This is a genomic window from Empedobacter sp. UBA3475 (assembly GCF_002378465.1).
GTDB classification, from domain to species: Bacteria; Bacteroidota; Bacteroidia; order Flavobacteriales; family Weeksellaceae; genus Empedobacter; species Empedobacter falsenii_B.
This window is the reverse complement of record NZ_DFRA01000056.1, coordinates 1-12,314: the sequence shown is the minus strand read 5'-3', so window position 1 is coordinate 12,314 and position 12,314 is coordinate 1. Positions and strand designations below refer to the sequence as shown.

The following is a 12,314-nucleotide window of genomic DNA, read 5'->3' as shown; positions in this document are numbered from 1 at the left end:
TTAACAAGGGGAAGATTACAACTCTAATGCTAATATACAAAAATTAGGATATGATTTAAGTTATAATAATGTTTTTAAAAATCTAAAATATTAGTTTTTTTTACTTAAAAAATATTACAATTTATAATTAGCTCGTTTATAACGTTGTTTGCCGTTCCTCGTTTTACCATATTTTATTAATTTATTAGAACATACTTTTGTTTGATAAACAATGGTAAAAGTTGATTTTGTCATATCTTATTAAAGATAAATTATATTGAAGATTTTATATAGTTTCTCTAAATGGAATTTCTAGTTGAGTTCCGAATTTTTTTTGATTATTGGATAAATTAGAGATAGCAACACCTAATAGTCGAACTGGTTTTTCTAAGGAGTAACCTTCACTTAATAAATCATAACAAATAAGATCAAAAAGTTCTCTATTTTTAACTGGAAATGATGCTGATTTACTTTTTGTAGTAACCGAAAAATCATTGTGTTTTATTTTTACAGTAATTGTTCTTCCATAAATTGATGTTTTTAAAGAAAAGTTCCAAACATCTTCTATTAGTGGAAATAAAGCAATTTGCATTTCTTCTAATGTTTCTAAATCTTTGCTAAAAGTTGTTTCTGAACCAGATGATTTTCGCAATCGAGTAGGGTTGACCTCTCTAAAATCTAATCCTCTAACAATATTGTAATAGTATTTACCTGATTTCCCGAATTCCCGTAACAGTTTTTCTAATTCTAGGTTTTTCAAGTCCAAACCTGTATGAATGCCCATCATTTGCATACGTTCGGCAGTTACTTTTCCAATTCCATGAAATTTTTTGATTGGTAATTGATCAATAAAATTTTCAGACATTTTAGGCGTAATCACATAAAGTCCATCAGGTTTGTTATAATCCGAAGCAATTTTAGCTAAAAATTTATTGAAAGAAACACCTGCAGAAGCAGTCAAATCTGTTCGTTCCTTTATTTTTTGTTTGATTTCGTTTGCAATATCTGTGGCGATTTCGATGTCTTTATGGTTAATTGTTACATCCAAAAAAGCTTCATCCAAAGATAAAGGTTCAACCAAATCAGTATATTCAAGAAATATTTCACGAATTTGATTCGAAACTTCTTTATAAACTTGAAATCGAGGTTTTACAAATATCAAATGTGGACATTTGCGTTTTGCAACAACAGAAGACATTGCAGAGCCGACGCCATATTTTCTAGCTTCGTAACTAGCGGTAGCAATCACACCACGTTCTTCATTTCCGCCAACAGCAATGCATTTCCCTCTTAATTCGGGGAAATCTCGTTGTTCAACAGAAGCATAAAAAGCGTCCATATCGATGTGAATAATCTTACGCTGCATCTTGCAAAATTACTCGCTTTATTTTAAATGATACTCTTGAATAAAGTTTTTTAAGTTTTTCTTATCGGCAACAATTGTCAAATAATCGCCCAATTCAATTGGTACATTTCGATCAGGATTGTGAATCATTTTTCCATCGCGCTCTATCGAAACCACAATTCCTTTTGCCGTATCTTTTACCCAGCCAATCGATTTATGCTCCAAAACACAAAAATCATTCGGAATAACTACTTTATCCAACGTAAAATTATCTGTATTTTTAAGATCATTATTTTCTGGAGGAGTTTCACCAATAATTTGCAAATACTTCTCAAATCGTTGAATATGTTCATCCGTTCCAATAATTCCAATTTTATCGAAAGGATATAAAACTGATTCAGAATTTGGAGTCTGAATAATTCGATCGCCACGTTTGATATAGGCAATATTGATCTGAAATTTTGTTCGCCAATCCAATTCACCCAAAAAAACACCAATAAAATTGGCATTTTGCGGAACAATCATATCCGAAATATGCGTATTATCCCAAGTATATTGAAATTTATCTTGTTTCTTTTTCTCTTCAATTTTTTTAGTCAAAATTTCACGTTCATTTAAGTTATAAATGAATTTTGTTTGAATATAATTGTAAAATTGATTGAAATATTTTGAAAGAAAATACATTGTAATCAATAATCCAATAACTAATACAATTGAGGCAATTGTGCTTGAAAAAAATTGATTATAAATAAAAATTACAGCAACTACAACTAAAGTTAAACGGATAGAAATAATCGCGATAATTGGTGCACGATTATAATTAGATTCATCCCAAAACTCTCCAATAATTTCTCTTTTTGGTCGATTTCCAATAATTGCCCAAATAAATGGAATACACAATACAAATGTCAATGTAAGGCTAACCAAACTTGCGCCAAAATAGGTAAACCAATCGGTTAATAAGAATAAAACGTAGCTTTTGATAATCAATGTGATTGCGATAATGATTATTCCATTGATAAAAATTGTAGAAACTGTTTGTTTGATGATTTTATTCCATTTATTTTCGTTTTGAATGTGTTGTGTATCAGATGAATAATTTTCAACACCTTGAATAAATTTTTGTGGAAGAACTTTTTCCAATAAAGTATAAACTTTGTCAGATGATTTTATTAAATAAGGTGTAGTAAATGTTGTAATTGCCGAAACACCGACTGCAACAGGAAATAAGAAGTCGCTTGTTACGCCAGGAGAAAGTCCCAAACCAGCAACGATGAAAGCAAATTCACCAATTTGTGCCATACTCATTCCTACTTGTACGGACTGTTTTAGCGGTTGTCCTGAAATTATAGCACCTAAAGTGGTAAAAATTAACTTTCCAAAAATCGTCAGCAATGTTACAATTAAAATTGCCCATTTGTGTTCGTACATTGAAACAGGATCAATCATCATTCCAATAGAAATAAAGAAGATTGTAGCAAATAAATTTTTTACAGATTGAAAATTATGTTCGATTTTTTCTGCATAAACAGTTTCAGCTAGAATAGACCCCATTACAAATGCACCTAATTCTATAGAAAACCCAGCACTATCCGCGATATAAACCATTCCAAGACATAACCCAATTGAGATAATTAGTAAAGTTTCATCATCTAAATAGTTCTTAATTGAACGTAAAAAAGTTGGAATAATAAAAATTCCTCCAATAAACCAAACCGCTAAAAAGAAACCTAATTTAACGAAAGAATTAATCATTTCTGCTCCGTTAAAATGCTGGCTAACCGCCATAGTAGAAAGCATAACCATTAATAAAATGACCACAATATCTTCTACAATTAAAATTCCGAAAACGACATTCGCGAATTTCTTTCGTTTCAATCCTAATTCATCAAATGCTCTAATAATAATGGTTGTAGAGGAACTTGCTAATAAACCGCCGAGGAAAATACTATCCATTGTCGACCAATTCATAAATCGACCAACAAAATAACCAACGGTTACAATACAAATGATTTCGACAATCGCAGTGATGGAGGCAGAACCACCAACATTGAGTAATTTTTTGAAACTAAATTCGAGACCAAGACTAAAAAGCAAAAATATAACACCAATCTTCGCCCAAATCTCCACATTATGTTCTTCTACAACGGACGGAATATATTCGAAATGCGGTCCAACCAAAAAACCAGCAATAATATAACCTAAAACAAGAGGTTGGTTGATGCGTTTGAAAATAAGCGTCGTCACAGCGCCTACACATAGAATTAATCCAAGATCGGTAATGAGTTTTGGCAAGTGTTCTTCCATAAATTGCGTTTAATCTCCACTAATTTAAGAATTTTTTAAAAGATAATTAATTGTTCAACTATTGATTAACTTTATATCATTATCAATTTTGTTTGAGAATAAAAAAAAACTCACTAATTCTAATGAACTAATGAGTTTGTATTTTATTATCGAAACGATATTTTACAAAGTAATTTTTGCTAAATAAGAATCTCCTTCGGTTTTTATTTTTGTACATTTTAGTTTATGATATTCGCACGCATTTTTTAACGTGTCAAAATCCAAATACAACCATTGAATAGGTTCTTCTTGCTCGCCTTTATAATGAACCGTAAAATCTAATTCACCATAGTAATTTCCATTACTCGGAATCCATTTTCCACCATCTTCGTCTTCATCAAACATATAAATAATGTCGGTTCCATCAATCAAAACTTGACCATTCTCGGTTAATAAATTTTTGATTTTATCCAAGAAAACATTAATTAAAACTAAATTCTGAAAAATTCCAGTTCCGTTCATCAAAAATAGAATCGTATCAAATTTCTCAGCTTCATTGATTTCAAGGAAATTCTGAACTTTTGCATTTTTAATTCCTCTCAACAAACAAGCTTCAATCGCTTTTGGAGAAATATCAATCGCTAAAACATCTGAACTTTTTTCTTGCAAATAAAGTGAATGAGAACCTGCTCCACAACCAACATCCAATATTTTTCCTTTTGACAAATCAAGTGTTTTTTGCTCTAGAGGAGGCATGTCATCATACTCTCGAAAAAGATAATCAATTGGCATCACATCTAACTCTGAAATTGATGTTTCGGTATAGAGATCTTCGGGCGAATGATTGGTTTGATAATCTAAAATTGCCTGTCCGAAAAGGTCTTTCATGTTATTTTTATTTTTATTTTTATTTTCTGATTAATACAGAAACTTTTATTTATTATTTTTTGCTAAAATTGCCTCAACAATTTGCTGTGCATGTACGCGCGAATTTTCAATAAACCAAATATTTGTCAACATACCACCACAAACAACGCCTGCCAAATATAAACCATCCACATTTGTTTCCATTGTTTCGGGATTGTAAGTTGGTGTTTTCAATTCATCATCACTGAAAGTTATTCCACAGTTCTCCAAAAAATTGAAATTTGGATGATAACCAGTTAAAGCTAAAACGGTATCATTTTCAATTGAAATATCACCTTCTGGTGTTTTGATATGAACTTGATTTTCGTCAATAGAAGTAATATTCGAGTTGAAATAAGCTTTGATACTTCCTTCTGCAATTCGATTTTCGATATCTGGACGAACCCAATATTTTAGTCGATGCGTAAAACCTTCTCCGCGAATCACCATTGTTACATTTGCACCTTTTCGATAACATTCTAAAGCTGCATCAACAGAAGAATTATTCGCTCCAACAACCACTACGTTCTGAAAAGAATAAGGGTGAGCTTCCTTGTAATAATGATGAACTTTTGGCAAATTTTCACCTTCAATATTCATTAAGTTTGGAATGTCATAAAAACCAGTTGCAAGGACTATATTGTTAGTTGAATAGTTATTTTTTGATGTTTTAACTTCGAAATGATTTGTTTCAACTTTATTAATCGTTTCAACTTCTTCGTATAGATTTAGATTGAATTTGAAATATTTATGAATGTTTCGATAATATTCTAACGCCTCTTGTCGACCAGGTTTTGGCGCAATACAATTGAACGGAATTTCTCCAATTTCTAATCGTTCGGCAGTCGAAAAAAATGTCATATACAAAGGATAGTTGTACAAACTATTTGTCAAAGCACCTTTTTCAATAATTAAATAAGAAAGATTGTTTCTTTTCGCTTCTATTGCACAAGCCAAACCAATTGGTCCAGCACCTACAATTATCAAATCATATTGTTCTTTCATCAAGCAAATTTACGGATAATCAGTTCGGTAATCTTTATGATTTTCACCAATTTTTATAAAAATAATGTTTAACTATTTGGATTAACGAAATATATTAATAATTTTGTTTGATAATTTTGTCAAAATAAAAAAGCCGCACAGATATGAAAGACGATACAGAAGAATTAATCAAAGAAACAGCGAAAAGAATGTTTTTTGCCGAAGGTAGATTTCATGCAACTACGCAAGAAATAGCTGATGAAGCGAAAGTGAATAGAACATTGATTAATTATTATTTCAGATCGCGAAACAATTTAATTAGTATTATTTACGAGGAAGCTACGCGTGTAAGTAATGAAAAATCGCGCGCTATTTTTGATAGAAATCGTGATATCAAAGAAATGATTGGCGAATTTATAGAGGATTCTATTGCAACATCAATCAAATATCCATATTTGGAAACCTACATCGTTACCGAAATGAATAAAAATAATACAATGTGTTCTAAGTTAATGAAAGATGATTTGGATGTCGTTGTAAATGTTTTTTACGAAAGATTAGAGGAAGAAATGGAAAAAGGAACGATAAAAAAGATGGAACCACTTCAGTTTTTGTTAAACATGATTTCGTTGGTCAATTATCCGTTTACAATTCGTCCACTTCTTCAATTGGATTTGAAATTGAGCTACGAAGATTTCAAACGTATTCTTTCTGATCGAAAAGAAATTATTCTCAATACACTTTTTAATAATTAATATATCAATGAAAAGGTTAAAACAATTACTTTCTATAGCGATTGTAGCGTTGATGAGTTCTGCAAATGCGCAAGAAATTATAGCACTTAAAGATGCAGTAAATTTTGCGTTAGAAAACAAAGCAGATGCAAAACGTGCAGATTTGGCAATCAAAAAAGCCGAATACAAAATTGATGAAGCCAGAGCAGGAGCTTTGCCGCAAGTGAATGCGAATGCAGGTTTGCAGTATAACCCAATTGTACAAGAAATGGCGTTGACAATGGGAGGACAAACAACTGTGATTAAAATGGGACAACCATGGAATTCGAGTTTAGGTGTTACGGTAAATCAAACATTGTTCGATCAACGTGTTTTTACAGGTTTGAAAGCGGCGAAAACAACACGCGAATTCTATCAGGTGAATGCAGATTTAACAGACGAACAAATTATTGAGCGTGTAGCAAATGCGTATTATCAAGTTTTTATTCAAGAAGAAAAATTAAAAACGATTGAAAAAAGTTACGAAAACACAAATAAAGTTCGAAATGTAATCAAAAGTTTAGTGGATAATGGTTTGGCAAAACCAATTGATTTAGACCGAATTGTTGTGCAATTAAATAATATTTCTTCTTCGCGTCAACAGTTGGTAAATGCAGTTGAAATCAACAAAAATGCGTTGAAATTCTATATGGGTTATCCAATTGAGCAACCAATTAGCTTAACAGAAGAAACAATTACGCCAAATTTAGTTTTGTTGGAAGATCAAATAGATGTTGAAAATAGAACCGAATTTAAAGTTTTATCGAAACAAAAAGAATTGTTAGGTTTTGCGAAAGAAGCGGAGCGAGCAAATTTATATCCAACTGTTGGTTTAGCTGGAAATTATGGATTGCAAGGTTTTGGTGAAAAATTTATTACTTCGAAAAGTTACATCTGGTCAGATTTGGCTTCGATTGGTTTGAGTGTTAAAGTTCCGATTTTTTCTGGTGGAGCTACAAAAGCAAAAATTAATCAAGCAGAAATTGATTTGTTGGATATCGAAGAACAAATGAATGACACAAAACTTGGTTTGAGTTTAGAATATCAAAATGCAAAAGCGCAAATTGAAAATGCATTGAAAAGTGTCGATATTCAAGAAGAAAACGTGAGTTTGGCGGAGAAAGTTTTATCAAATACTCAAAATAATTACCAACAAGGTTTGGCAAATTTGACAGAGATTTTAGATGCTGAAAATGCGTTGACAGATGCTCGAAATAATTACTCAAATGCTTTGTTAGAATATAAAATTGCCGAAATCGCATTAATCAAAGCAAAAGGAGATTTAAAAACATTAATTCAATAATAGAACCGATTTTATGAAATCAGTAAAAACTTTACTTTATATATTAATTGCAGCCGGTTTGATTGGTGGTGCAATTTACATTATCAAAAATAATAAAGCGAAACAAGAAGAAGAGGTAGCAATCGTAAATGCGGCTAATGACGATGTTGTGGTAAAAACGATTAAAGCTAATTTTCAAAGTTTAAATACAGATTATACGTCAAATGGTACATTTGCGCCATTTCAGGAAATGAGTTTTCCTTCGGAAATTTCTGGTCGAATTGTCCGTGTTTTGGTTGATGAAGGGAGTTATGTTTCTGTTGGTCAAACATTGGCAACAATCAAAAAAGATGCAATTGAAGTTGATGTTACGCAAGCGCAAAATAATCTTCAAAATGCAATTATTGACAATCAACGTTACGAAAATGCTTATAAAACGGGAGGTGTAACAAAGCAACAATTAGATAATTCGCGTTTGCAATTAAAAAATGCAAGAGCAGCGGTTTCTGCGCAAAATTTGCGTGTGCGTGATACGAATGTAAAAGCAACGATTTCTGGTGTAATCAACAAACGTTATATCGAGCCAGGATCTGTAGTAGCACCAGGTTCTCAAATGTTTGATATTGTAAATGTATCAAAATTAAAATTACAAGTTACAGTAACAGAAGCTGAGGTTGTCAATCTTAAAGTTGGTCAAACCATCAAAGTGTTGGCGAGTGTTTTTCCAGATCAAGAATTTGCAGGAAAAATTTCTTTTATCGCACCTAAAGCAGATGCTTCATTAAATTTTCCTGTGGAAATTCAAGTTTCAAATAATTCTGGTTTAAAAGCTGGTATGTATGGAACGGCAGTTTTCTCTACAAAAGATGATGTTAATGCAGGGAAAAATGTATTAGTTGTTCCTGCGAATGCGTTTGTGAACGGAATTAGTTCTGGACAAGTTTTCGTGGTTGAAAATAATACAGCAAAATTAACGAAAGTTGTGATTGGGAAAACGGTTGGAACTGAAGTTGAAATTATCAGCGGATTAAAAGATGGAGCTGAAATCGTAACAAGTGGTCAGATTAATCTGAAAGATGGAACGAAAGTGAAAGTTGTAAAATAAGAGTAGTTTTTCCATGAAAATAGCAGAAATATCAATTAAACGACCTACAATGATTATCGTGTTATTCACGATTTTGACTTTGGGAGGATTGTTTAGTTATACGCAAATGGGATACGAATTAATCCCAAAATTTGAAACGAATGTCGTTACGATTTCAACAGTTTATCCTGGAGCTTCTCCAAACGAAGTTGAAAATTCTGTAACCAAAAAGATAGAGGATGCGGTTGCAGCCTTAGAAAATGTAAAGAAAGTAGAATCGAAATCATACGAAAGTTTATCGGTTGTGATGGTGACGTTAAATTCTGATGCAAATGCAGATTTAGCGCTGAATGATGCGCAACGTAAGATTAACGCAATCGAAAAAGATTTACCAGATGATGTCGACCCGCCTTCGTTGACGAAATTCTCGTTGAGTGATTTACCGATTATTACAGCTGGTGTAACGTCTGATAAGTTGACAGAAAAAGATTTGTATGATTTATTGGATAAAAAAGTAGAACCAGTTTTATCACGTGTAACAGGTGTTGCGCAAGTAAATTTGATTGGAGGACAAGAACGTGAAATTCAGGTAAGTTTAGATCCTTTGAAATTGAAAGGTTACGGATTATCTGTGCCTCAAGTTCAACAAGCAATTTTGACATCGAATTTAGATTTCCCAACAGGAAGTGTAAAAACGCGTGAAAATTCGACAATTATTCGTCTTTCGGGAAAATATAAATCGGTTGATGAATTAAATAATTTAGTGATTTCTTCGAATAATGGCATTCAAGTTCGTTTGTCAGAAGTTGCTTTTGTGCAAGATTCTCAAAAAGAAGTAGAAAAAATAGCACGTGTTAATCAGAGTTCAGCGATTATTGTTCAGGTTGTAAAACAATCTGATGCAAATGCGGTGGCTGTTTCTGAATTGATGAAAGAAACCATCAAAAAAGTTGAAGCTGATTATAGCAAAGAAGGACTTAAAATTCAGATTGTAAATGATACGTCTGATTTTACTTTAGCAGCTGCAGATCACGTTATTTTCGATTTAGTTTTAGCCGTTGTGTTGGTTGCAATTGTGATGCTTTTGTTTTTACATAGTATTCGTAATGCCTTTATTGTAATGGTTTCTATTCCAGCTTCGTTAATCGCAACGTTTATCGGAATGTATTTGATGGGTTATACTTTAAACTTGATGTCGTTACTTGGTTTATCACTTGTTGTGGGAATTTTGGTGGATGATGCGATTGTAGTTTTGGAGAATATTTACCGTCATATGGAGATGGGAAAATCGAAAATTAGAGCATCGTATGACGGAGCAAAAGAAATTGGATTTACTGTAACTGCGATTACATTGGTAATTGTAGTGGTTTTCTTACCAATTGCAATGAGTACAGGTTTGGTTTCTAACGTTATTTCTCAATTCTGTGTTACCGTAGTTATTGCAACTTTATTATCCTTATTGTCATCGTTTACAATTGTACCTTGGTTATCATCTCGTTTTGGGAAATTAGAGCATATCACAGGGAAAAATATTTTCGAAAAATTTATTCTTTGGTTCGAAAAACAATTAACAAAATTCACGCATTTCATTTCTGATATGTTAGAATGGTGTTTAAAATCAACTGTTCGAAGAATTGGTGTTTTTATTGGCGTTTTCATTCTTTTATTTGGAACAATTGCCATCTTAATGGGAGGAAAATACATTGGTGGAGAATTTTTCCCAAAAACAGATAAAGGAGAATTCTTGGTTCAGATGGAATTACCAAAAGACGCAACAATAGAAGAGTCAAACTTTGTAACACAAAAAGCAGAGAAATTTTTACGTGGTAAAAAAGAAGTTGTTGATATGATTACGACGGTTGGTCAAAGTTCCGAAGGTTTTGGAGCGGCGCAAGCAACAGCTTATAAGTCGGAGATTGATGTTATTCTAAATGATAAATCAGAGCGTGAAGACAATTCGTTTATTTATGCAGCGAAAGTAAAACGCGAATTAGAAAAAGAATTGGTTGGAGTAAAAGTGAAAACTGTTCCAGTTGGTTTGATCGGAGCAGAGCAAGCGCCAATTGCGTTGGTTGTGACTGGTCCAAATTTAGAAAGCGCGATGAAATTTGCTGAGTTAGCGAAGCACGAATTAGAACAAATCAAAGGTTCTTCGGAAGTGAAATTAACAACAGAAGCAGGTAATCCTGAAATTAATGTGCAAGTTGATCGTGATAAAATGTCTTCTTTAGGATTGAATCTTCAAACGGTTGGTTTAACCATGCAAACGGCTTTCTCTGGAAATACAGATGGTAAATTCCGTGCTGGTGAATACGAATATGATATTAATATTCAATACAATGATTTCAATCGTTCTAATATTGATGATGTTCGTAGCTTAATTTTTGTGAATGATAAAGGACAACAAATCCGATTGGATCAATTTGCAACGGTTATGCAAAGTTCAGGTCCAAGTTTCTTAGAACGTCGTGATAAAACGCCTTCTGTAACGGTTCAAGCACAATCGGTTGGTCGTACAACAGGTGATATTGTAACTGATTTCAAGGAAAGTTTGAACAAAATTGACAATAAGAAACCAACTGGTGTTTCTTATGTTTGGGGTGGAGATGAAGAAAATCAATCCGAAGGTTTTGGTACATTAGGTTACGCATTATTAGCTGCAATTATCTTGGTTTACTTGGTAATGGTTGCTTTGTACGACTCGTTTATTTATCCTTTCGTGGTATTGTTTTCGATTCCATTATCTTTAATCGGAGTTTTCGTAGTATTAGCATTAACAAACAATTCATTGAATATTTTCACGATTCTCGGAATGATTATGTTGATTGGTTTGGTGTGTAAAAATGCGATTTTATTGGTCGACTTTACCAATCATAGAAAAGAAGCTGGCGAAACTACTCACAATGCTTTAGTACAAGCTAATCATGCGCGTCTTCGTCCAATTTTGATGACAACAATTGCGATGGTTTTCGGTATGATTCCGATTGCCTTAGCAAAAGGAGCAGGAGCGGAGATGAACAATGGTTTAGCATGGGTAATTATTGGTGGTTTAGTGTCATCATTATTCCTAACCTTAATTATCGTTCCTGTGGTTTATTCATTATTCGATAGTGCAATTCGTAGATTCTCAAAAGGAGAAAAAGTAGATTATGAAGCAGAAATGGTTGCAGATTATGAAGCGCGACAAATAAAAGAAGAATGGGAAGAGTAATCTTTCGTTTTTAGATATTTAATCAAACCCGTTCAGTTTTTATTATTTTAATTGATACATAAAAAAATCCTTGTCAAAGTTCTAAACCTTGACAAGGATTTTTATTTAGTTGAAACTCGTTATTTTGTTAATGCGATGTGCTTGTTGCAGAACTCTAAAATAGACTAATTTTTCGTATTTTGTTGTATGCAAGGACGAAAAGAATTTACTCCACAACTTTTTTATGAATTAAGTTTAGATCGGTTAGTACCGTTTGATAACTTTTATCGATGCGTTAATCACGAACTAGATTTACATTTTCTGTACAAATCCACTCAAAAATATTACGGTACTCAAGGTCAAGAAAGTATAGATCCTGTGGTGTTTTTTAAAATATTGTTAGTGGGTTATTTGAATAATATCAATAGCGACAGAGCATTGATTCGCTATTGTAGCAATTGCTTGGATGTTCGCTTGTTTTTAGG

Annotated in this window: 9 protein-coding genes; 5 read left to right on the top strand and 4 right to left on the bottom strand. The window is 32.5% G+C overall.

The window, feature by feature from the left end; all coding sequences use genetic code 11:
- Positions 1–265: 265 nt before the first annotated feature.
- The 4 genes from dinB to B3I31_RS12165 form a co-directional block, all read right to left on the bottom strand.
- Positions 266–1,345, bottom strand: a complete 1,080-nt coding sequence (gene dinB / locus B3I31_RS12180; protein WP_286496366.1) for a DNA polymerase IV — start codon at positions 1,343–1,345, stop codon at positions 266–268.
- Between the two features lie 18 nt (positions 1,346–1,363).
- Positions 1,364–3,631 carry a cation:proton antiporter gene (locus B3I31_RS12175; RefSeq protein ID WP_291088082.1) on the bottom strand — a complete coding sequence of 756 codons (2,268 nt, stop codon included), beginning with the start codon at positions 3,629–3,631 and terminating at the stop codon, positions 1,364–1,366.
- Positions 3,632–3,793: 162 nt separating this feature from the next.
- A complete protein-coding gene (locus B3I31_RS12170) occupies positions 3,794–4,498 on the bottom strand; it encodes a class I SAM-dependent methyltransferase (RefSeq protein WP_291059299.1) in 705 nt (234 codons plus the stop codon).
- Positions 4,499–4,543: 45 nt separating this feature from the next.
- Complete coding sequence (locus B3I31_RS12165; protein ID WP_280037076.1) at positions 4,544–5,521, bottom strand: YpdA family putative bacillithiol disulfide reductase; 978 nt, start codon at positions 5,519–5,521, stop codon at positions 4,544–4,546.
- Between the two features lie 143 nt (positions 5,522–5,664).
- Between B3I31_RS12165 and B3I31_RS12160 the strand changes: the two genes are divergently transcribed.
- The 5 genes from B3I31_RS12160 to B3I31_RS12140 form a co-directional block, all read left to right on the top strand.
- On the top strand, positions 5,665–6,255 hold the full coding sequence (locus B3I31_RS12160) for a TetR/AcrR family transcriptional regulator (protein WP_291059298.1): 591 nt from the start codon (positions 5,665–5,667) through the stop codon (positions 6,253–6,255).
- 7 nt (positions 6,256–6,262) lie between these two features.
- On the top strand, positions 6,263–7,576 hold the full coding sequence (locus tag B3I31_RS12155; RefSeq protein WP_038336584.1) for a TolC family protein: 1,314 nt from the start codon (positions 6,263–6,265) through the stop codon (positions 7,574–7,576).
- A gap of 13 nt (positions 7,577–7,589) precedes the next feature.
- Entirely contained in the window at positions 7,590–8,660 is a 1,071-nt protein-coding gene (locus B3I31_RS12150; protein ID WP_038336583.1) for an efflux RND transporter periplasmic adaptor subunit, read from the top strand.
- A gap of 13 nt (positions 8,661–8,673) precedes the next feature.
- Entirely contained in the window at positions 8,674–11,850 is a 3,177-nt protein-coding gene (locus tag B3I31_RS12145; protein ID WP_291059295.1) for an efflux RND transporter permease subunit, read from the top strand.
- Between the two features lie 186 nt (positions 11,851–12,036).
- On the top strand, positions 12,037–12,314 hold a 278-nt coding region (locus tag B3I31_RS12140; protein WP_291088079.1), incomplete at its 3' end, for a transposase.

What these genes read in the sequence shown, in the direction of transcription:
- B3I31_RS12150 (WP_038336583.1), top strand. Translation starts at nt 7,590, where the DNA reads ATGAAATCAGTAAAAACTTTACTTTATATATTAATTGCAGCCGGTTTG.
- B3I31_RS12155 (WP_038336584.1), top strand. Translation starts at nt 6,263, where the DNA reads ATGAAAAGGTTAAAACAATTACTTTCTATAGCGATTGTAGCGTTGATG.
- dinB (WP_286496366.1), bottom strand. Translation starts at nt 1,345, where the DNA reads ATGCAGCGTAAGATTATTCACATCGATATGGACGCTTTTTATGCTTCT.
- B3I31_RS12160 (WP_291059298.1), top strand. Translation starts at nt 5,665, where the DNA reads ATGAAAGACGATACAGAAGAATTAATCAAAGAAACAGCGAAAAGAATG.
- B3I31_RS12145 (WP_291059295.1), top strand. Translation starts at nt 8,674, where the DNA reads ATGAAAATAGCAGAAATATCAATTAAACGACCTACAATGATTATCGTG.
- B3I31_RS12165 (WP_280037076.1), bottom strand. Translation starts at nt 5,521, where the DNA reads ATGAAAGAACAATATGATTTGATAATTGTAGGTGCTGGACCAATTGGT.
- B3I31_RS12175 (WP_291088082.1), bottom strand. Translation starts at nt 3,631, where the DNA reads ATGGAAGAACACTTGCCAAAACTCATTACCGATCTTGGATTAATTCTA.
- B3I31_RS12170 (WP_291059299.1), bottom strand. Translation starts at nt 4,498, where the DNA reads ATGAAAGACCTTTTCGGACAGGCAATTTTAGATTATCAAACCAATCAT.